Genomic DNA, 24,346 nt, shown 5'->3' with positions numbered 1-24,346 from the left:
TCAGACCGCAATGCATGAACATGCCGAGCGCCGCCCCGGCGAGGAGACGGTCGCGCTGCCCGAAGGCTACGATGCCGGGCTCTACTTCATCGGCCGGGTGCGCACGCCCTGGGCGAGCCGGGCCGAATGCCCGAAGAACGGCCGCCAGACCGAGGCGGTCTGCACCCTGGAGGTCGATCCGCGCTACCGTCCCGGCCTTCAGAACGTGAGCGGTGCGACCCATCTCATCGTGCTCTACTGGATGGACCGGGCCGCCCGCGATCTCGTGCGCCAGCAGCCGCGTCACGCCGAGGGCAGCCGCGGCACCTTCTCCCTGCGCTCGCCGGCCCGGCCGAACCCGATCGCCCTCTCGGTGGTCGAACTTCTGTCCGTCGCGGATGGGACGCTGAGCGTGCGCGGCCTCGATTGCATCGACGGCACGCCCCTTCTCGATATCAAGCCCTATTACGCCACCACCGACAGCCGCCCTGAGGCGCGGGTCGATCGGGCCGGCACGCAGGGAGGATCCTGAAGACCGGGAGGAACCGACAGACTGGAACAATCCTGCTCCTATTCAGTCTTTTTCCAGACCGGGTCGCACAATATAGGCATTTACCAGATTAAATTTTAAGTCGTATTAAGGCGTTATTTATAATTCACAGACTTACTGATGGCCATCGGAGACTACGATGGCTTTGGCAGCGACAACATTCCGGCCCTGTGACGAGCGCCCGCTCTCGTGGAGGGGGGCCCTTGCCGAAGCCGTGGCCGTGCCACGCCTGCTGGCGACGATACTCAACAGCGTCATCGATGCATGGCCGGAGGAGGTCTACGCCCAGCCTTCCGTGGCCGTCCGCTTCCTGGGGCAGCGCTTCACCTATGTCTGCGAGCCGCGACTGATCCGCAGCCTGCTCGTCGATCAGGCGGACGCGCTGGAGCGGGAGAACTCCATGTTGCGGGCGCTCGCCCCGGCCTTGGGCCTCGGCATCCTGACGGCGGACGGCGCCTCTTGGCGCGGGCAGCGGCGAACCGCGGCGCCGATGTTCCGCCCCGACCGCATCCGCAGCTTCGTGCCGGTCATCGCGGCGGCGGCCGAGGCCACGCGCCGTCGTTGGCAGGAGACGGCCACGGAGGAAGCGCCCGTTACCGACATCTTGCCGGAGCTGATGCGCACGACCTTCGAGGTGATCGTGGCCACCATGATCTCGGGCGATTGCGAGATCGCGGTCGACCCCTTCGGCCGCGCCTTGGACGACTACCTCGCCCAGACGCCGTGTAAGATCGCCCTCGCCCAGTTCAACGCGCCGGCCTGGATGCCGCATCCCGGAGCCCGCCGCGGTGCCACGGCCGCGCGCTTCATGCGCGACGAGATCGCCCGCACCATCGCCCGGCGGCGCGCCCGCGGCGAGGCCGGCAGCGATCTGCTCGGCCTGCTGCTGGAAGCGCGCGACCCCGAGACCGGCCTCGGCCTGTCCGAGGCCGCCCTGATCGACAATCTCCTCACCTTCGTGAACGCCGGGCACGAGACGACGGCTCTGGCCCTCGCCTGGACGCTGCGGCTCCTCGCGTCGCATCCCAAGATCGAGGCACGCATGCTCGCCGAGATCGCCGGACTCGCCAAACCCATCGCCGAGGATCCCGCGGGCGTCGAGCAATTGACCTACACGCGGCAGGTGCTCATGGAATCCATGCGGCTCTACCCGCCCGCCCCCCTGATCGCGCGTCGCGCCGTGACCGAGGTGCGGCTCGGTGAGACGCGCGTTCCGCCGGGTGAAGTCATCCAGATTCCGATCTACGCCCTGCACCGAAACCGTGCGCTGTGGGACCGGCCGGACACATTCGATCCCGATCGCTTCGCCCCGGCGATTCAAGCAGGGCGTGATCGCTACGCCTACCTGCCGTTCGGCGCCGGCTCGCGGGTCTGCATCGGGATGGGGCTCGCGATCACGGAATGCATCGTCATACTCGCCGCGCTCCTGCCGACCTTCCGCTTCGTGCCGGACCGCGACGCGATGCCGGAAGCGCAGTTCCGCATCACCCTGCGGCCCCGGGGCGGCATGCCCATGCGCGTGGTTCCGCGTCGTGTCGGCTGAGAACGAGACCACCGCCGGGCCGCCGGAACGCGCAGCCGACGAGGGCTGGCTCGCCCACCGATTGCGCTGGGCCCTCGCCGAGCCGGCGCCGGAGCGCTATCGGCAGCAGATCCGGGCCGATCTCCTCGACGAGACCCTGAAGCTCGCCAACATCGCCGCGATCACGCATCTGGCCCTCGCATTGGCCATCTCGGCCCTGTTCTGGGACAGCGCTTCCCCGATCTACCTGTTGGGATTTTCCGGCATGGTGGCCACGGTCACCGGCTTCATGGTCTACGCCAATCGGCTCTACCGGAGGGGCCATGCGGCAGGGCTGTCGAAAACCTGCGTCACCCTCGGTTACCGCATCGCCGCCGCCATCTCCGCCGCGCTCGGCGTCGCGTGGGGGACAGTGCCAATGATGCTGTTCGCCTCCGCCGACGACAACCAACGACTGCTCATCATCGTGGCGGTGGCCGGGCTGATCTCGGACGCCTACGTGTTCCGGCCGCTCCTGGCCGTGTCGCTCCTGTTCGCGGTGCCGCTCATCCTCGGCAGCTTCGCCGGTCTCGTCCGTGCGGGCGAAGCGGTCCTTCTCGGCATCGGCCCCATGCTCGCCGTCTATGCGGGGTTCATCCTCGCCAGCGTCGCACGGATGAGCCGGCTGTCGCAGGAGCGCATCCTCGACCGGCTGCGCGTCGAGGACCAGAGCCAGACCATCGGCCTTCTGCTCAACGAGTTCGAGGCCAGCACCAGCGATTGGCTGTGGGAGACCGACGAGACGGGGCGTCTCCAGCACGTCTCGTCGGGGATGGCTCAGGCCCTGGGCCGCCCGGAGGCGGACCTCCATTCCGGCAGCCTCGCGATGCTGCTCGGAGGCACCACGAAAGAGGAGGGAGACGGGACGCCCGAGATCCTGGCGTGCCTCGAGGCCCGCGAGCCGTTCCGCGAGCGCCTCGCCGCCGTGACCGGTCCCGGCGGCCTGCGCTGGCTGCGCCTCAGCGGCAAGCCGTTCCAGGACCGGCGCGGCAGCTTCGCGGGCTTCCGCGGGGTCGGCTCGGACGTGACGGCGAGCCGCGCCGCCGAGGAGCGGATCGCCTATCTCGCTTCCTGCGACACCCTCACCGGCCTGTCGAACCGCGCCGTCTTCCACGAGGTCGCGGAGGCGGCCTGCCGGGACGCGATGCGCCCGGACGGACCAATGGCCAGCCTGCTCTATCTCGATCTCGATGGGTTCAAGCTCGTCAACGACAGCGCCGGCCACGGCGCGGGCGACGCCCTGCTGCGGCAGGTGGCCGATCGCATCCGCGCGGTCACCGGCGCGGTCACGGACCTCTCCGCGCAGGGATTCCGCCTCGGCGGGGACGAGTTCGCGATCCTGCATCGAGGCCATGGCGCGGTGGCGGAGGCGCTGGCGCAGAGCTGCGTCGTCGCACTCGGCGAGCCCTACTGGATCGACGGCGTCCGCGCCGAGATCGGCGTCAGCGTCGGACTCGCCCGCGCGCCTGAGGATGCCGCCGATCCCGAAAGTCTGCTGCGCAAGGCCGATCTCGCCCTCTACACCGCCAAGGAAACCGGCAAGGGGCGCTGGCACGCCTTCGACGCCAGCCTGGAGCGGCGGGCCCACCGCCACCGCGAACTCGGCGTGGCGATGCGGGCGGCGCTGACGAATGGCGAGATGGCTCTGCACTATCAACCGCTGGTGAGCCTGACCGATGACGGGGAGGTGGTGTGCTTCGAGGCGCTGCTGCGCTGGACCCGGCCCGGCGAAGGCCCGATCTCACCGGCCGAACTGATTCCGATCGCCGAGAGCACCGGCTTCGTCATCGAGATCGGCCGCTGGGCGCTGCGCACGGCCTGCGCCGAGGCCGCGACCTGGCCCGACGACCTGCGGGTCGCCGTCAACATCTCGTCGATCCATTTCCGCCTGCCGGGCTTCGTCGACGAGGTCGAAGAGGCGCTCCGGGCGACCGGGCTTCCGGCCCATCGCCTGGAGGTCGAGATCACCGAGACGATCTTCCTCGGAAGCACGCCGACGGTCATCGACAACCTGAACCGCCTGCGCGGCCTCGGCGTCCGCATCGCCCTCGACGATTTCGGCACCGGCTTCTCGTCCCTGAGCTACCTGACCCAGTTCCCGGTGGACAAGATCAAGATCGACCGTGCCTTCGTGCGCGACCTGATCAGCCGCCGCGAATGCCTGACCGTGATCGAGGCGATCATGGTCATCGCCCGCGATCTCGCCATCGACGTAACGGTGGAAGGGGTCGAGACGGTGCAGCAGGCCGATCTGCTGCGGCTCAAACACTGCAACAGCGCGCAGGGCTTCCTCTACAGCCCGGCACGGCCCGCCGGGGAGATCCCGCACCTCATCGAGGACATCCCGCACCGGTCCCGCGCGATGGTGCCGCGGGCCGACGCCGCCTGAGGGACGCTCCCCCGCCGGCGCCTTCGGACCTGCCGGCGATGGCCGCCTCTTATGGCGAGGCCTCGGCCATCGCCTCGAACACGAGGGCGTGGCGGGCCGCGATGGCGTCGACATCCTTGCCATAGCCGCCGCCGATCACCGCGCAGAGCGGGATGCCCCGCGACCGCGCGAGGCCGACGACGAAGCGGTCGCGGGCCGAAAGGCCGCCATCGGTGAGGTTCAGCCGGCCGAGGCGGTCCTCGGCATGCGGATCGACGCCGGCATTGTAGAAGATCAGATCGGGCGAGAAACCGTCGATCAACGGCGGCAGACGTGCCTCCAGCACCGCCAGATAATCCGCATCGCCGAGACCGTCGGGCAGGCCGATATCGAGGTCGCCCGGCACCTTGTCGGTCGGGTAATTCCGCTCGCAATGGACCGAGAGCGTGAACAGGTCGGGCTCGCGGGCGAGACAATCGGCGGTGCCATCGCCCTGATGCACGTCGAGATCGACGATCAGCGCCCGCCGGATCCGCCCCGCGCCCCGGAGCGCCAGGGCGGCCACCGCCACGTCGTTGAACACGCAGAAACCCCCTCCGCCCGCGCGCCGGGCGTGATGGCTGCCCCCCGCCGTGCTCCCCGCGAGCCCATGCTCCAGAGCGAGACGAGCGGCGCAGAGCGTGCCGCCGGACGACGCGCGGGAGCGGGCCACGACCGAGTCCGTGACCGGCAGGCCGATCGCCCGCTCGATCGCGGGCGGCACCCGCAGCGCCAGAACCGCCGCGACATAGGCCGGATCATGCGCACCGGCGAGCAGCGCCGCGTCGGCGGGCTCAGGGGTCACGAAGCCGTCCGGCACCAGCCCCCGCTCGCGGAGAAGCGCGGCGAGCCGACCGTATTTGCCCATCGGAAAGCGATGGCCCGCCGGCAGTTCGGCCTCGTAGGCCGGATGGAACACGATCGGCGGCAACGGCGATGGCTCGGGAATGGGCTCTGGCAACGATTCCGACAGGTTCTGACGGGTTCCGGCCTTCGAGCATGTCGGGGGCGGTGTCACACGCCTGATACGGCGGCCCTGCTACGGGCGTGAAGAGGGGCGCCGGAGCGCCCGATGCCGCATGCCCGCATTCCGGGCCTTTGGGAGACGCCCGCATGGCCGCATTGCCGGAGAGCGGCACGCTCGCCGTTTTCGTCCTCTGCGCAACCTTCGCCATCGTGCTCGTCAACCTCGCGAGCCTCGCGGTGGCGGCCGTGCGGATCGGACGGCGCGGCCGACCCTCGATCCTTCCCCCCGGCGTCCCCGTCTCGGTGGTACGACCGTTGCGGGGCATCGAGGCCTTCAGCGAGGAGACGCTGCGGGCGAGCTTCCGGCTCGATTATCCGGCCTACGAACTGATCTTCTGCGTGGCCGATGCCGCCGACCCGATTCTGCCGATGCTGGAACGGATGCGGGCGGACCATCCCCGGATCCCGTCGCGGCTGATCCTCGGCGACGAGCGCATCGGCGGCAATCCGAAGCTCAACAACTGCGTCCGCGGCTGGGAGGCGGCGCGCCACGACTGGGTAATCCTGGCGGATTCGAACGTGATGATGCCGGCCGACTACATCCAGCAGATGCAGGGGGCGTGGCGCAGCGATACCGGCCTCGTCTGCTCGACCCCGATCGGCGACCGGCCGGACGGGTTCTTCGCGCTCGTGGAATGCGCCTTTCTCAACACCCTGCAGGCGCGCTGGCAATATGCCGGCGAGGCCTTGGGCCTCGGCTTCGCCCAGGGCAAGAGCATGCTCTGGCACAAGCCGTTCCTGGAGGCACGGGGCGGCATCCGCGCCCTCAATGCCGAGATCGCCGAGGACGCGGCCGCCACCAAGCTCGTGCGCGCCGCCGGATGCCGGGTCCATCTCGTGGCCGCGCCGTTCCGCCAGCCGCTGGGGCGGCGCAGCCTCGGCGAGGTCTGGTCCCGGCAGGTGCGCTGGGCACGGCTGCGGCGCGTCACCTTTCCGCTATTCTTCGCTCCCGAGATCGTCATCGGTGCCCTGCTGCCCCTGACGCTCGCCGCCGTTGTCGTCGGCGGCACCGAAGCGAGCGCCCTCCTCGCGGGAGCGGGCGCGGTCTGGTACGGCGCCGAATACGGGCTCGCCGTCCGAACCGGCTGGCCCCGCTCACCCAGGCTCCTGCTCGCCTTCCTCGTGCGCGATGCCCTTCTGCCGGCGATCTGGGCGAGCGCCTGGGCCCGCACGGCGATCGTCTGGCGCGGCAACCCGATGGACATCCGCACCCGCACCCCCGCGCCGCTGGAGACGGGACCGAGCGCGGCCTGAGCCCGGTTCCGGGCAGACCTGCACCGATCGCGGCCGATCCCGATGGACAAGCCTGCCCGAACGCACATCTAGCTGGCGTGCCGGGTCGTCGCCGCGACGGCCCTTTCCGGAACAGGCGGAGCGCGGGATGGGTCAGGCAACGGAGAGGGCGCAGGGCGTCGCCGTCATCGGCGGCGGGGCCTGGGGCACGGCGCTCGCCAACGCCGCCGCCACCGCCGGGCACCCCGTCACCCTGTGGATGCGCGACGGGGCGGCCGCCGCGCGGATGCAGGCGAGCCGCATCAACGAGCGCTACCTGCCGGAGATCGGCCTGCATGAGCGGGTGCGGGCGACCGCCGATACGGGCACGCTCGTCGAGGCCGGCACCGTGCTCCTCGTCGTGCCGGCCCAGACCCTGCGGGGCGTGCTCGGGGGATTGGCGCCCGCCTTCCGCCCCGACGCGCCCCTCGTGCTCTGCGCCAAGGGAATCGAGCGCGACAGCGACAGCTTCATGAGCGCGGTCGCCGCCGAAATGGTCGGGCCGGAGCGTCCGGTCGCGGTGCTGTCGGGCCCGAGCTTCGCCGTCGATGTGGCCCGTGGTCTTCCCACCGCCGTGACGCTGGCCTGCACCGACGGGCGCGAGGCGGCGCGCCTGTCCGGCCTGCTCTCGGGACCGGCCTTCCGGCTCTATCATACCGACGATGTCCGCGGCGTGGAGATCGGCGGCGCGGGCAAGAACGTGCTCGCCATCGCCTCCGGCATCGTCGCCGGCCGGGGGCTCGGCGAGAGCGCCCGCGCGGCGCTGATCGCCCGCGCCTTCGCCGAGCTGATGCGGTTCGCCCGCGCCTATGGGGGACGGGCCGAGACGCTGATGGGCCTGTCGGGACTGGGCGACCTCGTGCTGACCGCATCCTCGTCCCAATCGCGCAACTTCGCCTTCGGCGAGCGTCTCGGCCGGGGCGCGGGCCCGCAGGAGGCCGCCGGCGGAAAGCTTGCGGAAGGCGCCTTCACCGCCGCCGCGCTGGTCGGCCTCGCCCGCGCCCGCGAGGTCGAGATGCCGGTGGCCGAGGCGGTGGCGGCGGTGGTCGCGGGCGACCTCACGGTCGATGCCGCCATGAGCCGCCTGCTCTCGCGCCCCCTCAAGGGAGAGGTGGAATGAGCGGCCCGCTCCACGCCTTCCTCGCCGGCACCGGCCGCGACGGCGCGGGCCGCCGCCTCGCCGACGTGCTCGCCTTCGGCGATGCCCGCATCGAGGGCGTGCACGACTTCATCCAATGGTGCTTTCCCCTGGCCGAGGCGAGTCGCGCGGTGCCCGGCGCGCCCGTGCTCACCCCCGCGGATGCCGAGACCATCCGGACCGATGCGGCGGCGCGCGCGGGCCTGACGGCCGCCGCTGCCCGCATGGCGCGCTTCTACGAGGACACCGACGGCTGGCTGCGCCCCTACGACCACAATCACCTGCGCATCACCCGCATCCTCACCGCGCTGCGCGACCTCAGCGGCGACGAGGCGGCCCAGGCGTTTTTCGAGACGGTGATGCGGCGGGTGCGAGCGGCCGGTTCTCCGGTGAATGCGGACAGCCTCGCGTTCTGGCAGCGGGCGCTCAGTTAGACATCGAGATCCCCATCCACCACCGTGATTCCGGGGCTGCTGCGCGGAACCCGGAATTTCGCCGTGATGCGCGGCGGTATGAGACGTCGCGGCCTATCGCGGATTCCGGGTTCGCCTTCGGCGGCCCGGAATGACGGCCCGAAACATTCGGGACCTCTGCGGTCGCCACCGCCCTGCCGCTTCAAGCGCGGCCGCAATTCCCGTAAGCGGGGGCGTCGTCCACGGAGCCGCCTTCCCCCATGGCCTATTGGCTGTTCAAGTCAGAACCCTCGACCTGGTCCTGGGAGCAGCAAGTCGCGGCGGGCGAGGCCGGAACGTTCTGGAACGGCGTGCGCAACCATCTCGCCAAGAAGCAGATGCAGGCGATGCAGGTGGGCGAGCGCGGCTTCTTCTACCACTCGAACGAGGGCAAGGCGGTCGTCGGGATCGTCGAGGTCATCAAGCCCTATTACCCGGACCACACCGACGAATCCGGTCGCTTCGGCATGGTCGATCTGCGGGCGGTGGCGCCGATGCCGCGTCCCGTGCCCCTCGATGCGATCAAGGCGGAGGAGGCACTGAAGGCGATGATGCTCGTCGTCAATTCCCGCCTCTCGGTCCAGCCCGTCACCGAAGCCGAGTGGACCAAGATCTGCGCCATGGGCGGTTACGCGGGCTGATCGCGCCCGCCACTCACGCGGAGCGCCTGCGCCGCAGGGCCACCATCTGGGCGGCGCCCTCTTGGGCGGATGCGAGCGCCAACCGCATCCTCCGGCGCAGCGGCGGCTCGACATGCTCGGACACGAGCAGCGCGATCAGGATCGCGGCGGTGACACCCGCGGCGAGGCAGACCGGAGCGGAGAGACCGAGCCCGGCCATGAGCCGCATCATCAGCACGCCGACGACGGTATGGAGCAGGTAGAGCGGATAGGTGGCCAGACCGAGCCGGCGCAGCCGCGGGGCGAGGCCGGGAAACCGCGCGATCAACGGAGCGTTCACGGCCCCCGACACTTGGCAGAGGATCAGAGACCCCAGGAAGATCGCCGTGGCGGCGCCAACCGACGGACTCACACCGAGAAGCGTCGCCACCGTGAACGCGTCGTAACGGATCTGCAGCAGCGCTCCGAGGAGACAGGCGGTGAGTCCGACGAGGCGCGGGACGGTCCAGCCTTGGCGCATCCCGCACCACATCAGAACGCCGATGGCGAAATCGCATCCGTGGGTGATAAGCGTGAGCTTGGCGATGCGGGTGCTGATGAGCCGGTCGAGGCCGGGCCAGAGCGGGCTCGCGGCCAGGCACCATGCGGCGGCGCTGACGAGACCGACGGCCAGGATCACCCGCTCGATCTGCTCGCGGCGGCCGAGCATCAGCAGCGCCGCGACGAGTCCGTAGAAGGCGACCTCGATGCCGAGGGTCCAGTACACGCCGTCGATCCAGCGGGGCACGGGAAACAGCACGAGGGTGCGCAGGTAGCGCTCGATCAGCACCATCGGGGCATCCGGCGCGAAGGCCAGAGCCAGCATGAAAGTGACGGTGGCGCAGATCAAGATGCCCGGCATCAGCCGGAGAAACCGGTTGAGGAGGAAGGCGGAGGCGCCGGCTCGTGAGGCCGAATAGGCGATGACGGTGCCGGAGATGACGAAGAAGATCGGCACGCCGATCCATCCGATCGCGCTCACCGGCAGGAGCCAGGGATAGGCCATCGGCCGGCCGAGGAGTTCGGCCGCCTCGCTCGAGGGGACGAGCCAGGCGGTGCAGGCGAGGTGGAACGCCATGACGAGGCCCGCCGCCGCGAATCTCAGCAGATCGAGCCCCATCAAGGGTTCGGCCGAGCCTTCGGATGCGCGGCCAGCGGGCAGGGTGGCGGAGAGCGGCATGACCATTCGGGCCTCCGGTCGAGGCACCGCCGCTCTATGCAGACGAAATAGCCGTCGAACGTCGACGAACACATGTCGCCGACAATAAATCTCCAGCAATCTGAGAATACTACTGAAACCGTGAGGTGCAAGATAAGTGGATTGACCTTCTCAAAAAATGACCGATGCGGAATACCTAGCGCGCATACGCAATGAACGATGAAAAAGGCTCGACATCCGACTTATCGATTTTTCGCCGATAGCCTCCGCGCGGCAGAGTGAGAGGGCTCCTCTCGCCTTGTCCCGAGGAGCCAGGGCTGGCCAGCCGCGTCGCGTCTCACGCGAACGTGACGCTCAACCGCTTGTCGTCGCGCCCGCGCGCGCTTGCTTTGCCGTCCAACGACCCACGGACGGATACGATGGCGCCGCGCGAACCCCTGCTCAAACCCGTTCCGATCTCGGAACTGCGCCCGACCCAGATGACGGTCGGGTACCGCGAGGTCGAGGAGAAGCGCCGACGCTGGCGTGACCACGACGCGGACAAGAAGGCGGCCTTCCTCGGCTCGCACATGATTCCCGTGCTGCTCGGGCCGAAGAAGCACCATTACGTGATCGACCATCACCACCTCGCCCGGGCCTTGCAGGCGGAGGGCGTGGAGAGCGTGCTGGTGACGGTGGTGGCCGACCTGCACAAGCTGAGCAAGGACGCGTTCTGGACCGTGGCGGACCACAAATCCTGGGTCCACCCCTACGACGACAAGGGTGTGCGGGCCGACTTCGCCGACATTCCCAAGAAGATCGCGGATCTCGCCGACGATCCGTATCGCAGTCTCGCGGGCGAGCTGCGCCGGGCCGGGGGCTTCGCCAAGGACACGACGCCGTTCAGCGAGTTCCTCTGGGCCGATTTCCTGCGCCGTAAGGTCAAGCCCAAAGCCATCGCCGACGATTTCACGGCGGCGTTGGAGCGGGCGATGCGCTACGCGAAATCACCGGAAGCCGGCTACCTGCCCGGCTGGTGCGGTCCGGTCGAGGGCTGAGCGAGACCGAGGGCGGCCGCCGCTGCCGCGAGGCCGAGCGCGGCGGCGATGAGCGCGTTCCAGCCCGCCAGCGAGAGACCGAGGAAGCGCCACGCGGCGGTGGAGCAATCGACCGGCCGCACGCTTTCGAGGCTCTTGAGGAAGTCGCCGACCGCCTCGGGCGCTGCCCCCGAGCCACCGCCGCAATCGGTCGGGCCGGGCCAGAACCCCCATTCGGCACCCGCATGGTAGACGCCGAGCCCCGCCCCGTAGAGCAGCACCAGGGCCACGAGCCCGAGCAGGGCACGGGCCGGCCGGGGCGGCAGGAAGGCCGCCACCAGCGCCAGGGGCGCAGCGAGGTAGTAGGGGATCCGCTCGGTCAGGCAGAGCTTGCACGGCACGTAGCCGAAGCCGTGCTCGAACACGAGCGCGGCGCCGACCGTCAGAGCCGCCGCGAGGGCGAGCGCCAGCGCGACCGGGCGCAGTCTCACAGCAGCACCTTGAAGGCGACGAAGCCCAGGATGATCACCACGGCGAACAGGCCGGCCACGACGTTGAGGTGCCGGTCGAGCACCGCGCGGATGCCGACGCCGTAGCGCCCGAGCAGGCCGGCCAGCAGGAAGAACCGCGCCCCGCGGGTGATCACCGACAGGACGGTGAACCAGAACAGCGAGTAATGGGCGAAGCCCGAGGTGATGGTGACGAGCTTGTAGGGGATCGGCGTGAGCCCCTTCAGCAGGATCACCCAATGTCCGTAGGTGGCGTAGGATTGCTGGAACGTCTCGGCCTTGTCGGCGAGCCCGTAGATCTTGAACAGCCACGCCCCGACCGAATCGAACAGCAGCGCGCCGATGGCGTAGCCCAACAATCCGCCGAGCACGGAGGCCACGGTCGCGATGGTGGCGTAGAACCAGACCCGGTCGGGCCGGCTCACCGCCATCGGCACCAGCATGGCGTCGGGCGGCACGGGGAAAAACGAACTCTCGGCAAAGGACACCGCCCCGAGCGCCCAGGGCGCCGAGGGCTTGGCCGCGAGCGCGAGTATCCACTCGTAGAGACGGCGGATCATGGTTCCTCATCCGGTGAAGGGAAGCGCCGCCCTTTCAGCACAGAAGGCGGTCAGATGCGAGGGCATGGGGCCCCATGTGAAAATTCGGTCTGGCCCTGAGGCCCCAGCCTGTGCCATGAGGCGTACCGCGTCGCGGGTATGGCGGAATTGGTAGACGCGGGCGACTCAAAATCGCCAGCCGAAAGGCGTGGGGGTTCGATTCCCTCTACCCGCACCATTCGCGCCTCCACCGATCACCGAAGCAGAATCACGACACCGGCGGAGCGCTGGCGTCGTCCCTCAGGAATCGCCGGATCCAGCCGGCCACCCTGTCGTTGTCCGGGCATCCCTCGAGAGAGGTGAGTGCCGCGCGGACGAGGTCGGAGGATTGCTCGCCCGCGCGATGACCGTCGGTGAGGGCGTAGGCGTAGTCCGGGCGGAACTCCGGATGGCACTGGAACGAGAGGGCGGGCCGGTCGGTATAGGCCAGCACGCCGTAGGGCGTGAAGGCGCTGCCCGCCAACACCCGCACGCCGGGGGGCAGGTCCACGACCTGATCCTGATGGCTCACCGGGATGGCGATGGTCTGCGCGTCGTCCATGAAGGGTGCGCGTTCGATCACCGTATAGGCGTGCAGCCCGAGGCCCCAGCCGCGCTCCGACCGCTCCACCCGGCCGCCGAAGGCCTGCGCCAGGGCCTGATGGCCGAAACACAGACCGACCAGCTTGGTCTTACGGTCGAGGTCGCGCAGGAAGGCCAGCAGGTCGACCACCCAGGGAATCGGCTCATAGACCGAGGCCGGCGAACCGGTGACGATATAGGCTTCGAAGGCGTCCGGCGCCGCGGGCCAGCGGCCCGCGGTCACGTCGAAGTATTCGTAACGATGCCCGTCGCCGATCAGGGCCTCGACCATCGCGCCGTAGGACGGAAAGCGCCCGCCGAGGCGCTCCGGCGGATGGCCGGTTTCGAGGATGCCGATCTGCATGGGCGGGGTTTAGATCGCCGGGTCGAAGGTCGAAACCGGGCCCACCGCCGCAGGCTTGCCGACGATCCGCGCCAGCACGACCGCGACGACCATGATGGCGGCGAAGATCGCGAAGATCAGCGGATTGTAGACGATCAGCGCCACGAGGCAGATGCCCGCCATGACCAGCGCGAAGCCGGGCGCGACGGGATAGAGCGGCGCCCGGTAGGGTCGGGCCAGGCCGGGCTCGCTGCGGCGCAACCGGAACAGGGCGAGCATGCTCACGACATACATGGTCAGCGCCCCGAACACCGCCATGGTGACGATGCTGGCGGTGAGCGACTGCCCGGCGACGCTGACGAGGCTGTCGCTGTAGATCGCCGCGATCCCGACGACACCGCCCGCGAGCGTGGCGCGGTGCGGGGTGCGGAAGCGCGGATGCACCTGGGCGAAGACGCCGGGCAGGAAGCCCGCGCGGGCGAGCGCGAAGATTTGGCGGGCATAGCCCATGATGATGCCGTGGAACGAGGCGACGAGCCCGAACAGGCCGAGCCAGACCAGCATGTGCAGCCAGCCGCTCGATTCGCCGACCACCCGCTTCATCGCCTGCGGCAGCGGATCGTTGAGATCGGAGAGCGACTTCCAGTCGCCGGTCGCGCCGGCAAACAGCATCACGCCGAAGGCGAGTGCGGTCAGGGTCAGCACGCCGGAGATGTAGGCGATGGGGATCGTGCGCTTGGAATCCTTCGCCTCCTCCGCCGCCATGGCGACCCCCTCGATGGCGAGGAAGAACCAGATCGCGAAGGGAATCGCGGCGAAGATGCCGCCGAGCGCGCCCAGGCTGAAGCTGTCCTGCCCGGCCCAGCCGCCGACGACGAAGTTCGACACGCTGAAGGCCGGTGCGACGACACCCATGAAGACGAGGAGTTCGGCCACCGCCAGCACGGTGACGACGAGTTCGAAGGTGGCGGCGATGTGCACCCCGACGATGTTGAGCGCCATGAACACGAGATAGGCGCCGAGCGCGGCGTGCTTCGGGTCGAGCCCCGGAAACTGGACGTTGAGATAGGCACCGATGGCCAGGGCGATGGCGGGCGGCGCGAAGACGAACTCGATCAGCGTGGCGTAGCCGGCGATCGCCGCCCCGGTCGGCCCGAAGGCGCGCAGCGCGTAGGCGAAGGGCCCGCCCGCCTGCGGGATCGCGGTCGTCAGTTCGGTGAAGCTGAAGATGAAGGCCACGTACATCGCGGCCACCGCGACCGTCGTGACGAGGAAGCCGAGCGTGCCGGCCTGCGCCCAGCCGTAGCTCCACCCGAAATATTCGCCGGAAATGACGAGGCCGACGGCGATGCCCCAGAGGTGGAAGGCGTTGAGGCTCTTGTCGAGCGCGGTCGAGGGCGTCGTCATCGTGCGTTCCCGGCATCCGACCCGGTCAGGGGGCCTGGCGGGGACACCCAAGCAAGAGCGTTGCCTGATGCTCGGCACGGCGGGACGGGAACGCCGCCGGGGCGCTCCCGTCTCCGGTTCTCGCGAAGCGGCTCAGTAGCCGTAGCTGCGCTGCGGATAGCCCTGCGGGGCGCCGTAGCCCGCACCGCGCGGCTGGACGCGGGACCCGTAGTCGATCTCACGCTGGCGCCGTGCCTGCCGGTTCGCCAGGGCGCGTCCGGCCAGGCACCCCGCGACCGCACCGACCACGCCCCGCTCGGCGAGGTAATGCCCGGCCACGCCGCCGATGATGGCGCCCTTGATGCAGCCCTTCGCATCCGCCGTTCCGACGCTCATCAAAGTCACGACCGTCATGGCCGATGCCGTCGCGATGATCCGCATGTCGCTGCTCCTGTCGTCCCCGCAGGGGGTGTGGCCGGAACAACGATGTCGGGGTGGCCGCGTTCCGTGGGTCGCCCCGCCTCCGGCCTATGGTCGGGCCGATCAGGCCGGCGCGAGGCGCGGCAGGTCGCGGCGTTCCAGCCCCGGCAGCAGATGCATCACCGAGCGGGCGAACTCGTAGCGCGCCACCGCGAGGCCGTCCGTCCAGTCCGGCAGCGGCGCCTCCATCAGTTCGGTCACGTCGAGCCCGCGGGCGAAGCCCTCGCCGATCCGTGCCTCGACCGTGTCGAGCCAGCGCCGCGTCTGGTCGATGCCCCGCCGCCCGGCCTCGACCGGGCCGTGGCCGGGGATCAGCAGGCTGTGGTCGATCTCGGCCAGGGTCGTGAGTGCCCCGCGCCAGCGCTCGGGATCGGCATCGGGGGTCGTGGCGGCCCGATCGAGGAAGACGAGGTCGCCGGGGAAGAGCAGGCCGGAACGCTCCTCGAACAGGCACAGATCCTCGCGGGTATGGCCGGCGAGGGGCAGGATGCGGAACCGGCGCTCGCCGATCGTTTCGACGCCGCCCTCCGCGACGCGCCCCGGCTCGGGCACGCCGGTGCCGCGCATCCAGTCGCCCGCGACGCGGTACATCCCGTTGGTGAGGTCGGTGCCGGCGCGCTTCAGGTCGCCGCGCAGGGCCGGGCCGCCGCTCACCGTTCCGGCCTCGAAGGCGGTGGCCCCGAGCACGTGGTCGGCATGGAGATGGGTGAGGTAGACGCGGACCACGGGTTTGCCCGTCAGGCGTTCGGCCAGCGCCTTGAGCGCCGTGCCGTAGCGGTGCGAGGGGCCGGCATCGATCAGCACGGCCCCGTCGCCGGTATCGAGGATGGTGATGTTGGCGATGGCCCCGCCATTGGCACGGGTGATCGGCTCCGCGGCGCCGTAGATCGTCCAGACCCGCGGGGCGATCTCGATCGGGGCCAGCGTGTAGGCGAGCGGCGCCGCCGAGGCGAAACCGGGCAGCCAGGGCGAAGCGGCGGCGCAGAGCCCGAGGGCAAGGCCGGCGCGGCGGGTCAGAGTCGTCGTCTCAGCACTCACAGCCGTCCCTCCCGACCGGCGACCGATCCGGCCGCGCCCGTCTCCGGCGGGATCGGCACCCGCACCGTGAAGACCGCGCCGTTGGTGTTGCGCGCCCGCAGAGTCAGGGCCTCGCCCGCAGCCGGCCGGTCCGGCAGTAGCGTCAGGGTCGGGTTGTCGGCGACCGGCTCCTGCAGGGTGAGGCGCGCCAGGACGGTGCCGGCCGCGTCGGCCACGCTCAGATCCTCGACGAGGAAAAGCGGGATGTTGGCGAGCATGCCGGTATCCATCGGATGGGTCATGCGCAGCCGCAGGCGCAGGCCGTCCGCCTCGCTCCAGATCCGGGCGCGGGTCTCGCCGAGGCTCTTCCAATCGACCTTCTTCTCCACCACCGGCGGCACCGAGCAGCCGCCGCCCGCCGCATCGAGATTGCGCCCGCCGACATGCCAGACATCGCCCTTGCGCACCGCGGCGCGGATCGGCGTGCCCTGCTCGATCTTCATGCGGAAGGCGACGAAGGGCTGGGCCGCGGGCGTCTCGAGGCGCAGGGTGAGCGGGAACGGGTTCAGATCGGCGATGACCAGCAGCTCGTCGGCCCGGCCCAGCGCCCGCGCATCGACCGTGACGGGCACCTGGGTCTGATCCTCGGTGACCGGCGGCAGCCTCACCTGCACCGCATCGTCGAACACCGCACGGCGCTCGCCGAGGAAGCGCTCGGCCATGCTCGGCCAGAGCGGCGAGTCGAGCGGGTCGCGGCTGCCGCTCGACGGCGCCGCCGCGGGGGCGACGAACCGACCCGCGACGGGTCGGAAGACGGGGAGGACGGGCATGGCGGGACCTCGCCTTCAGCGGTCGTGGAGGGGCGGGACGGGCGGCGGCACCGCGTCGACCAGGGGGCGCTCGGCCTCCACCCAGCCGTCGGTCCCGTCCGCGAACCAGTAGAGCCGCGTGTAGCCGAGGGCGGCGGCGCGCTTGACCGCGTTCCACGACATCCAGCAATCGGCGAGGCAGAAGAACACCAATGGACGCCCCCGCTCGCCGTCGGTCAGGCGCGCGAGATGGCGGGCGAAATAGGCGGCGAGCCGCGGCTCCAGGCTGCCGCGCCCGGTCTCGGGCAGCCAGGTGGCGCCGGGAATCGTCGCGCGCCGATCGACCAGACGCCACGCGCCGGTGGCCGGATCGTAACCGCCGCGCTGGGGCATGGTGTCGACGAGCACCGCACCGTCGTCGCGCAGGCGGTCGAGATCGGTCAGATCGATCCGCGCCCCGCCCTCCACCGGGCGCGTCACCGGGGCGCGGTAATTCTGCACCCGGTAGCCGGTGCTCTCGTCGCTGTCGAAATCCGAGCCCGCGAGGGCGCCGCCCGCCGCGAGGCCGAGAAGCAGGGCGAACGGGAGCGACCTCACGGCTTGCCCTCGCGATGCAGGCCGAGGATGCGCAGCAGCGTGCCGTCGCGGTCGACCCAATGGTGCTTGAGGGCGGCACCGACATGGAGCGCCAGGGCCGCGCTCAGCGCGAGCGCCAGCCCGTCATGGAGGTTGGCGGCAAGGGCGTAGAGCGTCTCGTGCTTGGCCTCGAACAGTTTCGGGATCACCGGAAGCCCGAACACCGAGACCGGCCGGGCATAGGCCAGCGACCGCAGGATGCCGGAGATCGGCATCAGAAGCGTCGCCACGACCAGGAAGACGTGCAGCGCGATCGCGCTCCGACGCTCCCAGGCGGCGTGCGGCCCGGCGGGCGCCGGAAAGCCCTCGCGCACCCGCCACGCCACGCGGGCGAGCGCCAGGACGAACACGATCACACCGAACGATTTGTGGATCTGGACGAGCGCCGTCTTATCCGGCCCGCCCGAAACGGTGCGCAGCCAGAAGCCGAAGGCGATCAGGCCGAGCACGCCGAAGCCGACGCCCCAGTGCAGGCCGAGCGACACGCGGCCGGGCCAATGCCCGGAGCGGGTCTGCACCGGCCCGCTCATCGCGCCAGCAGCCTCAGATGGGGGAATTCCCGCTTGGCGGTGAGCAGGGTGCAGTCCCGCTCGTCCTCCGTCTCGGGACAGACGATCTCGACCCCGTCGGGATAGTGGCTGACATTCTCGCAGGTGGCGAGGAAGCGCTCGCGGGTATGCGGATCGTCCGCGACGCGGGCGCTGTCGAGTCCGGTCACCGTGCAATCCGTCTTCAGCATCAGCATGCGCCGGATCTGATATTCCTTGACCTCGGCGCGCGGCGCCGCAGGCATCAGAAGGGCCGCGGCGAGGACCGCGAGCGCAGGGGCCGACCAAGCGGACATCCGCGCGCTCAGTTGATCTTGGCGGCGATCGCCGGATCCTTGTCCGCCTCGCTCTCGATGTAGGTGCGGATCGCCCAGATCGCCTCCTGGCTCAGGATGTCGGCGAAGGGCGGCATGCGGTAGCGGCCGTCGCGCTGGGCACCGCCGCGCACGCGCGTCAGGAAGTAGATGTCGGAGGCTTCGGTCTTATCGAGCTCCCGCAGGTCGGGGGCCATGCCGCCGGACTTCGCGTCGATGCCGTGGCAGCGGGCGCAGTTCTTGTTGTAGCCGGACGCCCCGATCTCGATCGCCTTGGCGTTGCCGATATAGGGATTCTTGTCGCGATCATCGTCGCCGAGCGGCTCCAGGCCGGTCGTGTCGATCGATTGGGGCGCCCCGTCGCCGTGGGCGTGGACGAGCGTCGTCGCGGCGAAGCCGAGGGGTAGGGCCAGCGGCAGAGCGAGGGCGGCGGCCCGAAGCGTGCGGATCATCGGCGGATGCCTTTCGTCTGGATGGAAACGGGTTGCGCGGCGGATCACGGGACCGGATCCAGCCAGATGCGCCAAGTCTCCGACCCGCTGATCTGCAGCGAGTAGGTTCCAGGCGCGTCGATGCGGTGGGTGGCGGTGCCCCCGCCGCCGATATGCAGGTTCTGAACGATGCCGCCGGCCGCATCCTTGAGGTACAGGACGAAGATCGGGCCATCGCTCTCGTAGCGAAGCACCGTCGGCGCCTCGATCGCGAAGGGTTCGGTCTGGGCGGTCAACCGGCCCTGGAAGCGGGGCGGCGCGAGGAGCGCGGCGAGACGGTCGTAGCAGGCGAGCCGCTCGGCGCCGTCTCCCGTCCCGCGGCACTTGGCGAAGGCCGCGCGCATCCCGGCCTCGGCCTCACCCGCGGCGTGGGCGGCCGGCAGGAGTGGGAGGACCGTGCCGAGCATCGCCAGGGCCATCGTCCTCGCGATCACGTGCCTGACGATCACTTGCCCAACGATCACTTGGCCGCCTGCGGTTCGTCCTCGTGCTTCGGGGCGGTCGCGGCCGGGTAGGCTTCCCAGACGGGCTTGTCGGTCTGCCAATGGACCGGGCAGCCCTTGCAATCCTGCATCCAGGCGTCCTGGAAGATCGCGAAGCGGATCTTGGCGCCGTCCATCACCGCATTGGTCAGGTTGACCTCGTAGAACTTGGCCTCCTGCAGATCGGTGTCGATGAAGCGCGCGCCGACGAACTGGGCGCGCTTGGCCTGGACCATCTCCAGATCCGCGACCGTGAAGTCGCTGCCGCTGAAATCGCCGCCGACGATGCGGGCATGGTCGAGATTGGCCCCGACGAAGCGGGCATCGCGCGCCTTCACGCCCTGCATGAAGGCGATCTGGAGTTGGGCCCCGCTCAGATTCGCGCCGGTCAGCACGGCGCCGCGCAGGTTGGCGCCGCGCAGATCGGCGCGGGCGAGGTTGGCGCCGCTGAGGTCGGCCCCACCGAGATCGGCGTTCTTCAGATCGGCATGGCGCAGGTCGGCACCGGGGCATTTCGCGTTGGGGCCGATGGTGCAGCCGCCGACCAGCCAGGGGTCGGGCCGTTCCACCTTGTTGAGAACCACCGTCTGCGCCGCCGCGGGCAGGACCTGCGCGGGCAAGACCTGCACGAGCAGGCCGGCGATCAGGAGGGCGCGCCGGGCGCCGTCGGTCCGGGCCGACATCGGGTCAGCTCCTCGATTGACTTGGATCATGCGGGTGTCGAGGCCGAACCGGCACCTTCTGGCGCCGGTCCGGATCGCCGTGGCGGCGGGAGGGTGCCCCCTCCCGCGCCGTCGATCACTGGGCGGATGCCGTGTCGGTCGGCAGTTCGAACACCCAGAACGAGCCGCCCTGGCTGACGAGCTTGGTCTGGTCGGCCATGTCGCCGCCCCACAGCGGCACCGCGCCGCCGTAGCCCGAGGAGATGCCGATGTACTGCTTGCCGTCCATCTCCCAGGTGGTCGGAACCGAGACCACGCCGGAACCGGTCTGGAAGGCCCAGAGCTGCTTGCCGGTCTTGGCGTCGAAGGCCTTCACGAAGCCGTCCGAGGTGCCCGTGAACACGAGACCGCCCTTGGTCGTCATGGTCCCGGCCCAGAGCGGCATCGCCTCCAGGTGTTCCCAGACGATCTTGCCGGTCTTCGGGTCGAGGGCGCGGAGCGCGCCGACATGGGTGTCGAACTTGCGCTGGATGCGGAAGCCCTGGCCCAGATAGGCGGAGCCCGCCTTGTAGGTGACGTTCTCGGTCCAGTAATCCTCGGTCCAGTCGTTCGACGGGATGTAGAACAGCCCCGTCTGCTGCGAGTAGGACATCGGGTTCCAGTTCTTGCCGCCGAGGAAGTTCGGCGTCACCTTGATCGCCTTGCCCTTGGCTTGGCCCTCCTCCGGCGCCGGCGGGCGCTGACCCTCGACCTCGATCGGGCGACCGGTCTTCAGATCCCAGCCCGTCGCCCAGGTGATGTCCCGGACGAAGGGATAGGCGGCGACCAGGGCGGTCTGCTTGCTGATCTGGCCGTCGCGCGCCGTGAGCTTGTCGGTGTCGGTCAGGAAGAAGAAGCCGTTGCGATCAGCATGGGCGCCGAGGCGAACGGTCTTCCCGTCCTTCTCCATGTCGAAGAGGATGATCTCGTTGTTGCCCGAATAGTCCCAGGCATCGTTCGGGGTGTGCTGGAAGAAGCCCACCGGCTCGCCGTTCGACGGGTCGATGTAGATCTGGCCCGAGGTGTAGAGGCTGTCGTAGGGCTTCCAATCGCCGCCGGGACCCGAGCGGTAATGGTGGTTCCACGGGGCCGGGTTGCCGGTGCCGATGACGAAGGTGTTGGTCTTCTCGTCGTAGACGCCGGTCTGCCAGGGTGCGCCGCCGCCGTGGTTCCAGGCCTCGACCTTCTTGCCGTCCTTGTCGTTCGGCCAGGACGGCGCCTTGGCGTCGCCGGTCGGGGTCGAATCCTTGCCGTTGAGGCGGCCCATATGGCCCTCGACGAGGGGCCGCATCCAGATCTCTTCGCCGGTCTCGGGATCGCGGCCGTAGAGCTTGCCCTGCGCGCCGAACTCGTCGCCCGAATTGCCGTGGATGAGGACGACCTTGCCGGTCTTCTTGTCCTTGATGATGTTCGGCGCGCCCGTATAGGCGTAGCCGGCGGCGTGATCGTCGAACTTCTTGCTCCAGACGACCTTACCGGTCTTGGCGTCGAGCGCGTACATCGAGGCGTCGAGCGCACCGAAATAGATCTTGCCGTTGTAGATCGCGGTGCCGCGGCTCACGACATCGCAGCAGGGACGGATGTCGTCGGGCAGGCGGGCGGAGAAGGACCACAGCTTCTTGCCGCTCTTGGCGTCGAGGGCGAAGATGCGCGAGTAGGAGGCGGTGATGTAGATCACGCCGTCATGCACCAGCGCCTGGCCTTCCTGGCCGCGCTGCTTCTCGTCGCCGAAGGAGAACGACCAGCGCGGCTTGAGAAGGCTGACGTTCTTGGTGTTGATCTTGTCGAGGCCGGAATAGCGCTGGGCCTTGATGCCCATGCCGTACATCAGCACGTCCTTGTCGGTGTTCTGATCGTTGAGGATGTCCTCCCACGTCACGCCGCCGCCGGTCGAAGCCTTCTCGGCCTTGGTCTCGGCCTTCTGCGCCGAGGCGGGCGCCGCGAGCAGCAGGCCGGACAGGATCAGTGACGAAGCGGTGGCGAGCATCAGCGTGCGGGGCGCGTGCCCCGCTGTCTTCCTGGCCATGCGTCTCTCCCTGGCGGTCGCGGGCGCCGCGCGCCGGACCGCGTCTTTAGGCTTTTGATGGGGAGCCGACCTGCGGGAGCCTCACGGAAACATCCGGTCATCCGAGGATCCGCCACGAAGGCTGGCGGTGGATGCTTCGTGAGAGCTTGGCGTCCCGAAGCCGGGCTCGCTGAGAGGTATGGCGGGAAAGATTGCCCATCGCACGCTAACTTTTGTCCATACCTCATATGGTATTCTTATGATTGCAAGTTTATCCCGGCCAAACTTGCCCAGCATGACTGGCGAAGCGGTCCAATCGTCATAAATAATTTGTTTGAAACCACACTCTTGACGCTCGTCAGGCGGGTCGCTCATCACTTTTACAGTTCAGGCGACGCGCCGGCACGCAGGGTCTGCGGCCGGGGGCGCCCCCCGTACGAGTTGGCGCGATGCACATCATCCTGGTGGACGACCATCCGCTGTTCCGCGAAGCCCTGCGCAGCACGATCCGCCTCGGGCTGCCCCATGCCCGTATCGACGAGGCGGACTCGATCGAGGCGGCCAAGACCGTCCTGACCGAGCGGCCCGGCATCGACGTCATCGTGCTCGACCTGTCGATGAAGGGCGTGACCGGCTTCGACGGGATGATGTCCCTGCGGATCCGCTTTCCCCGCATCCCGATCCTGGTCTGCTCGGGGCTGGAGGAAGGGCGGATCGTGCGCGAGGCGCTGCGGCTGGGCGCGGCCGGCTTCGTGCCGAAATCCGCGACGCGGGCGACCTATATGGAGGCGCTGGAGAGCATCATGCGGGGCTCGATCTTCGTGCCCGATCTCCCCGACACGCACGATTGCGAGGCGAGCGACGCCGTCGATGCCTCGACGCGGATCGCGGCGCTGACGCCGGCGCAGATGAACGTGCTGTCGATGATCAAGCGGGGCAAGCTCAACAAGCAGATCGCGTTCGAGCTCGGCATCGGCGATTCGATGGTGAAGGCCCACGTCTCCGAGATCATGCGCAAGCTCGGCGTGCGCAACCGGACTCAGGTGGCGCTCTGCGCCTCGGCGCTGGATTTCGACCGCGTCGGCATGTGAGCCGACCGGAGGCGGGCCTCGAAGACAGTCAGACGCTCTCGTAGACGAAGCGGCCCTGAGCCGGCGGCAGCGATCCCAGCCGCTCGACGCCGAGGGTCATGTCGCGCCGGCCCGCCTCCCACCGGTCCCGGATCGAGGAGGGTGAGAAGTCGAAGCTCTTCGCCGCCAGCTGATCGGCCCCGGCCTTGTAGATGACGTGCAACAGGGTCACGGCCGGGCCCGCCGGGTCGAGCCGCTCGCGCAGGGCGTATTCGCGGGCGAGGCCAGCGATGGCGCGCCGTCCGGCGCTGGCGAAGATGAGGTCGTTGGCCCGTTCCAGCACCGCGTCCAGGGAGGCGGGGCGGGGTGCCCTGAGGCTGAACAGATCCGCGGCGATGCAGAGCAGGTCCCGCTCCGGCTCCCGCTCGAACAGCGGATCGAGCGGCAGGTTGTTGGTGTAGCCGCTGTCGCACAGGAGCCGGCCCTCCACCTCGACGGGGGCGAAGGCGGGCAGGATCGCCGCGCTCGCCAGGATGTGCTCCGGCCGGACCCGCTGGCGCTGCGTGTCGAAGAACACCTCCTCCCCGGTCGCGACATCGACGGTGGCGACGGTGAAGCGGGTCTCCCCGCCGTTCAGCCGCTCGAAATCTACGAGGCGCCGCAAGGTGTCGAGCAGGGGCGTGTGATCGAACAGGGCGACGTCGTTCGGGATCCAGGGCAGGGCCGACCACAGGCCGGGCAAGCGGTGCCGGAAGATGCCCGGCCGGCCCCAGGTCAGGGTCAGCAGGGCGTGCAGGGCGTTGGAATATTGCCGCGGCTTCAGGGGCGCGGGAGCGCCGATCCCGGTCTGCTGCGTCACCTCCTCCCAGAATTGCCGCAGCCGGGGGATCCGATCGTCGGGGGCGTTGCCGGCGATGAGGGCTGCGGTGATCGCGCCCATCGACGCGCCGACGAGCCAGGACGGCCGGATGCCCTGCGCGTGCAGAACCTCGAAGACGCCGGCATGGTACGCGCCGAGGGCGTTGCCGCCGCTCAGGACGAGGGCGACATCGCGCAGGCGTGAGCGTTCAACCATGCGGAGCAGCGATCCTTTGTCGACGCCGTTTTCGGGTGCGGTCGTGCCGTGCCGCCCCATTGCGTCGCGGGCGGAGGGGCGCTCGTGGGTAACCACCCGTG

26 protein-coding genes and 1 tRNA gene are annotated in these 24,346 nt (G+C 69.6%); 10 read left to right on the top strand and 17 right to left on the bottom strand.

What is annotated here, in order from left to right; translation table 11 throughout:
• The first annotated feature begins 10 nt into the window (after positions 1–10).
• The 3 genes from tsaA (at position 11) to OWC43_RS08980 (ending at position 4,479) form a co-directional block, all read left to right on the top strand.
• Complete coding sequence (tsaA, locus tag OWC43_RS08990; RefSeq protein ID WP_393956412.1) at positions 11–511, top strand: tRNA (N6-threonylcarbamoyladenosine(37)-N6)-methyltransferase TrmO; 501 nt, start codon at positions 11–13, stop codon at positions 509–511.
• Between the two features lie 157 nt (positions 512–668).
• The gene (locus tag OWC43_RS08985; protein WP_393956411.1) at positions 669–2,072 is read left to right on the top strand and encodes a cytochrome P450; all 1,404 of its coding nucleotides are present in this window, start codon (positions 669–671) and stop codon (positions 2,070–2,072) included.
• Positions 2,062–4,479, top strand: coding sequence for a putative bifunctional diguanylate cyclase/phosphodiesterase (locus tag OWC43_RS08980; protein WP_393956410.1), 2,418 nt, complete (start codon positions 2,062–2,064; stop codon positions 4,477–4,479). Before OWC43_RS08985 ends, OWC43_RS08980 begins: the two co-directional genes overlap by 11 nt.
• A gap of 49 nt (positions 4,480–4,528) precedes the next feature.
• On the opposite strand, the gene OWC43_RS08975 is transcribed toward OWC43_RS08980, so the two are convergent.
• Entirely contained in the window at positions 4,529–5,428 is a 900-nt protein-coding gene (locus OWC43_RS08975; protein WP_393956409.1) for a histone deacetylase, read from the bottom strand.
• Between the two features lie 182 nt (positions 5,429–5,610).
• Between OWC43_RS08975 and OWC43_RS08970 the strand changes: the two genes are divergently transcribed.
• The 4 genes from OWC43_RS08970 (at position 5,611) to OWC43_RS08955 (ending at position 9,026) form a co-directional block, all read left to right on the top strand.
• Complete coding sequence (locus OWC43_RS08970; RefSeq protein ID WP_393956408.1) at positions 5,611–6,777, top strand: ceramide glucosyltransferase; 1,167 nt, start codon at positions 5,611–5,613, stop codon at positions 6,775–6,777.
• A gap of 127 nt (positions 6,778–6,904) precedes the next feature.
• Positions 6,905–7,915 (top strand): NAD(P)H-dependent glycerol-3-phosphate dehydrogenase, encoded by a 1,011-nt coding sequence (locus tag OWC43_RS08965; protein WP_393956407.1) that lies wholly within the window; start codon positions 6,905–6,907, stop codon positions 7,913–7,915.
• Entirely contained in the window at positions 7,912–8,367 is a 456-nt protein-coding gene (locus OWC43_RS08960; RefSeq protein ID WP_393956406.1) for a hypothetical protein, read from the top strand. Before OWC43_RS08965 ends, OWC43_RS08960 begins: the two co-directional genes overlap by 4 nt.
• A 239-nt stretch (positions 8,368–8,606) precedes the next feature.
• The gene (locus OWC43_RS08955; RefSeq protein ID WP_393956405.1) at positions 8,607–9,026 is read left to right on the top strand and encodes an EVE domain-containing protein; all 420 of its coding nucleotides are present in this window, start codon (positions 8,607–8,609) and stop codon (positions 9,024–9,026) included.
• A 13-nt stretch (positions 9,027–9,039) separates the two neighbouring features.
• Here OWC43_RS08955 and OWC43_RS08950 read toward each other — a convergent pair whose 3' ends face one another.
• On the bottom strand, positions 9,040–10,224 hold the full coding sequence (locus OWC43_RS08950) for an acyltransferase family protein (RefSeq protein ID WP_393956404.1): 1,185 nt from the start codon (positions 10,222–10,224) through the stop codon (positions 9,040–9,042).
• A 398-nt stretch (positions 10,225–10,622) separates the two neighbouring features.
• On the opposite strand from OWC43_RS08950, the gene OWC43_RS08945 reads away from it, so the two are divergent.
• The gene (locus OWC43_RS08945) at positions 10,623–11,240 is read left to right on the top strand and encodes a ParB-like protein (RefSeq protein ID WP_393956403.1); all 618 of its coding nucleotides are present in this window, start codon (positions 10,623–10,625) and stop codon (positions 11,238–11,240) included.
• Here the strand turns inward: OWC43_RS08945 and OWC43_RS08940 are convergent.
• The gene (locus OWC43_RS08940; RefSeq protein ID WP_137829463.1) at positions 11,204–11,710 is read right to left on the bottom strand and encodes a disulfide bond formation protein B; all 507 of its coding nucleotides are present in this window, start codon (positions 11,708–11,710) and stop codon (positions 11,204–11,206) included. The genes OWC43_RS08945 and OWC43_RS08940 overlap by 37 nt on opposite strands.
• Positions 11,707–12,288: a YqaA family protein gene (locus tag OWC43_RS08935; protein WP_393956402.1), complete on the bottom strand. Its 582-nt coding sequence runs from the start codon at positions 12,286–12,288 to the stop codon at positions 11,707–11,709. Before OWC43_RS08935 ends, OWC43_RS08940 begins: the two co-directional genes overlap by 4 nt.
• A 132-nt stretch (positions 12,289–12,420) precedes the next feature.
• Between OWC43_RS08935 and OWC43_RS08930 the strand changes: the two genes are divergently transcribed.
• Positions 12,421–12,505 (top strand) — tRNA-Leu (locus tag OWC43_RS08930).
• Positions 12,506–12,535: 30 nt separating this feature from the next.
• On the opposite strand, the gene OWC43_RS08925 is transcribed toward OWC43_RS08930, so the two are convergent.
• From OWC43_RS08925 to OWC43_RS08870, 12 genes are all read right to left on the bottom strand, one after another.
• Complete coding sequence (locus OWC43_RS08925; protein WP_393956401.1) at positions 12,536–13,252, bottom strand: type 1 glutamine amidotransferase; 717 nt, start codon at positions 13,250–13,252, stop codon at positions 12,536–12,538.
• Positions 13,253–13,261: 9 nt separating this feature from the next.
• Positions 13,262–14,638, bottom strand: a complete 1,377-nt coding sequence (eat, locus tag OWC43_RS08920) for an ethanolamine permease (protein ID WP_393956400.1) — start codon at positions 14,636–14,638, stop codon at positions 13,262–13,264.
• Positions 14,639–14,770: 132 nt separating this feature from the next.
• A complete protein-coding gene (locus tag OWC43_RS08915; RefSeq protein ID WP_137829467.1) occupies positions 14,771–15,058 on the bottom strand; it encodes a hypothetical protein in 288 nt (95 codons plus the stop codon).
• Between the two features lie 102 nt (positions 15,059–15,160).
• Positions 15,161–16,135, bottom strand: coding sequence for a quinoprotein relay system zinc metallohydrolase 1 (locus OWC43_RS08910; protein WP_393956399.1), 975 nt, complete (start codon positions 16,133–16,135; stop codon positions 15,161–15,163).
• The gene (locus tag OWC43_RS08905) at positions 16,132–16,944 is read right to left on the bottom strand and encodes a quinoprotein dehydrogenase-associated SoxYZ-like carrier (RefSeq protein WP_393956398.1); all 813 of its coding nucleotides are present in this window, start codon (positions 16,942–16,944) and stop codon (positions 16,132–16,134) included. The genes OWC43_RS08910 and OWC43_RS08905 overlap by 4 nt, the downstream gene beginning before the upstream one ends.
• A 15-nt stretch (positions 16,945–16,959) precedes the next feature.
• Positions 16,960–17,520, bottom strand: coding sequence for a rhodanese-like domain-containing protein (locus tag OWC43_RS08900; RefSeq protein ID WP_393956397.1), 561 nt, complete (start codon positions 17,518–17,520; stop codon positions 16,960–16,962).
• Entirely contained in the window at positions 17,517–18,089 is a 573-nt protein-coding gene (locus OWC43_RS08895) for a cytochrome b (protein WP_137829471.1), read from the bottom strand. Before OWC43_RS08895 ends, OWC43_RS08900 begins: the two co-directional genes overlap by 4 nt.
• A complete protein-coding gene (locus OWC43_RS08890; RefSeq protein WP_393956396.1) occupies positions 18,086–18,403 on the bottom strand; it encodes a hypothetical protein in 318 nt (105 codons plus the stop codon). The genes OWC43_RS08895 and OWC43_RS08890 overlap by 4 nt, the downstream gene beginning before the upstream one ends.
• An 8-nt stretch (positions 18,404–18,411) precedes the next feature.
• On the bottom strand, positions 18,412–18,873 hold the full coding sequence (pedF, locus tag OWC43_RS08885; protein ID WP_137829473.1) for a cytochrome c-550 PedF: 462 nt from the start codon (positions 18,871–18,873) through the stop codon (positions 18,412–18,414).
• 44 nt (positions 18,874–18,917) lie between these two features.
• Positions 18,918–19,346: a hypothetical protein gene (locus OWC43_RS08880; protein WP_393956395.1), complete on the bottom strand. Its 429-nt coding sequence runs from the start codon at positions 19,344–19,346 to the stop codon at positions 18,918–18,920.
• Between the two features lie 26 nt (positions 19,347–19,372).
• Positions 19,373–20,077: a pentapeptide repeat-containing protein gene (locus OWC43_RS08875; RefSeq protein WP_137829475.1), complete on the bottom strand. Its 705-nt coding sequence runs from the start codon at positions 20,075–20,077 to the stop codon at positions 19,373–19,375.
• Positions 20,078–20,192: 115 nt separating this feature from the next.
• On the bottom strand, positions 20,193–22,121 hold the full coding sequence (locus tag OWC43_RS08870; protein ID WP_393956394.1) for a PQQ-dependent methanol/ethanol family dehydrogenase: 1,929 nt from the start codon (positions 22,119–22,121) through the stop codon (positions 20,193–20,195).
• A gap of 428 nt (positions 22,122–22,549) precedes the next feature.
• On the opposite strand from OWC43_RS08870, the gene OWC43_RS08865 reads away from it, so the two are divergent.
• Positions 22,550–23,191: a response regulator transcription factor gene (locus OWC43_RS08865; RefSeq protein WP_137829476.1), complete on the top strand. Its 642-nt coding sequence runs from the start codon at positions 22,550–22,552 to the stop codon at positions 23,189–23,191.
• Positions 23,192–23,219: 28 nt separating this feature from the next.
• On the opposite strand, the gene OWC43_RS08860 is transcribed toward OWC43_RS08865, so the two are convergent.
• The gene (locus tag OWC43_RS08860) at positions 23,220–24,245 is read right to left on the bottom strand and encodes a patatin-like phospholipase family protein (RefSeq protein WP_393956393.1); all 1,026 of its coding nucleotides are present in this window, start codon (positions 24,243–24,245) and stop codon (positions 23,220–23,222) included.
• Positions 24,246–24,346 lie beyond the last annotated feature (101 nt).

It is taken from the genome of Methylorubrum sp. POS3 (assembly GCF_043352485.1).
In the GTDB taxonomy this organism is placed as follows: domain Bacteria; phylum Pseudomonadota; class Alphaproteobacteria; order Rhizobiales; family Beijerinckiaceae; genus Methylobacterium; species Methylobacterium suomiense.
This window is presented reverse-complemented; position numbering and strand designations above follow the sequence as displayed.

What these genes read in the sequence shown, in the direction of transcription:
- tsaA (WP_393956412.1), top strand. Translation starts at nt 11, where the DNA reads ATGCATGAACATGCCGAGCGCCGCCCCGGCGAGGAGACGGTCGCGCTG.
- OWC43_RS08985 (WP_393956411.1), top strand. Translation starts at nt 669, where the DNA reads ATGGCTTTGGCAGCGACAACATTCCGGCCCTGTGACGAGCGCCCGCTC.
- OWC43_RS08970 (WP_393956408.1), top strand. Translation starts at nt 5,611, where the DNA reads ATGGCCGCATTGCCGGAGAGCGGCACGCTCGCCGTTTTCGTCCTCTGC.
- OWC43_RS08965 (WP_393956407.1), top strand. Translation starts at nt 6,905, where the DNA reads ATGGGTCAGGCAACGGAGAGGGCGCAGGGCGTCGCCGTCATCGGCGGC.
- OWC43_RS08960 (WP_393956406.1), top strand. Translation starts at nt 7,912, where the DNA reads ATGAGCGGCCCGCTCCACGCCTTCCTCGCCGGCACCGGCCGCGACGGC.
- OWC43_RS08955 (WP_393956405.1), top strand. Translation starts at nt 8,607, where the DNA reads ATGGCCTATTGGCTGTTCAAGTCAGAACCCTCGACCTGGTCCTGGGAG.
- OWC43_RS08950 (WP_393956404.1), bottom strand. Translation starts at nt 10,224, where the DNA reads ATGCCGCTCTCCGCCACCCTGCCCGCTGGCCGCGCATCCGAAGGCTCG.
- OWC43_RS08945 (WP_393956403.1), top strand. Translation starts at nt 10,623, where the DNA reads ATGGCGCCGCGCGAACCCCTGCTCAAACCCGTTCCGATCTCGGAACTG.
- OWC43_RS08935 (WP_393956402.1), bottom strand. Translation starts at nt 12,288, where the DNA reads ATGATCCGCCGTCTCTACGAGTGGATACTCGCGCTCGCGGCCAAGCCC.
- OWC43_RS08925 (WP_393956401.1), bottom strand. Translation starts at nt 13,252, where the DNA reads ATGCAGATCGGCATCCTCGAAACCGGCCATCCGCCGGAGCGCCTCGGC.
- eat (WP_393956400.1), bottom strand. Translation starts at nt 14,638, where the DNA reads ATGACGACGCCCTCGACCGCGCTCGACAAGAGCCTCAACGCCTTCCAC.
- OWC43_RS08915 (WP_137829467.1), bottom strand. Translation starts at nt 15,058, where the DNA reads ATGCGGATCATCGCGACGGCATCGGCCATGACGGTCGTGACTTTGATG.
- OWC43_RS08905 (WP_393956398.1), bottom strand. Translation starts at nt 16,944, where the DNA reads ATGCCCGTCCTCCCCGTCTTCCGACCCGTCGCGGGTCGGTTCGTCGCC.
- OWC43_RS08895 (WP_137829471.1), bottom strand. Translation starts at nt 18,089, where the DNA reads ATGAGCGGGCCGGTGCAGACCCGCTCCGGGCATTGGCCCGGCCGCGTG.
- OWC43_RS08890 (WP_393956396.1), bottom strand. Translation starts at nt 18,403, where the DNA reads ATGTCCGCTTGGTCGGCCCCTGCGCTCGCGGTCCTCGCCGCGGCCCTT.
- pedF (WP_137829473.1), bottom strand. Translation starts at nt 18,873, where the DNA reads ATGATCCGCACGCTTCGGGCCGCCGCCCTCGCTCTGCCGCTGGCCCTA.
- OWC43_RS08875 (WP_137829475.1), bottom strand. Translation starts at nt 20,077, where the DNA reads ATGTCGGCCCGGACCGACGGCGCCCGGCGCGCCCTCCTGATCGCCGGC.
- OWC43_RS08870 (WP_393956394.1), bottom strand. Translation starts at nt 22,121, where the DNA reads ATGGCCAGGAAGACAGCGGGGCACGCGCCCCGCACGCTGATGCTCGCC.
- OWC43_RS08865 (WP_137829476.1), top strand. Translation starts at nt 22,550, where the DNA reads ATGCACATCATCCTGGTGGACGACCATCCGCTGTTCCGCGAAGCCCTG.
- OWC43_RS08860 (WP_393956393.1), bottom strand. Translation starts at nt 24,245, where the DNA reads ATGGTTGAACGCTCACGCCTGCGCGATGTCGCCCTCGTCCTGAGCGGC.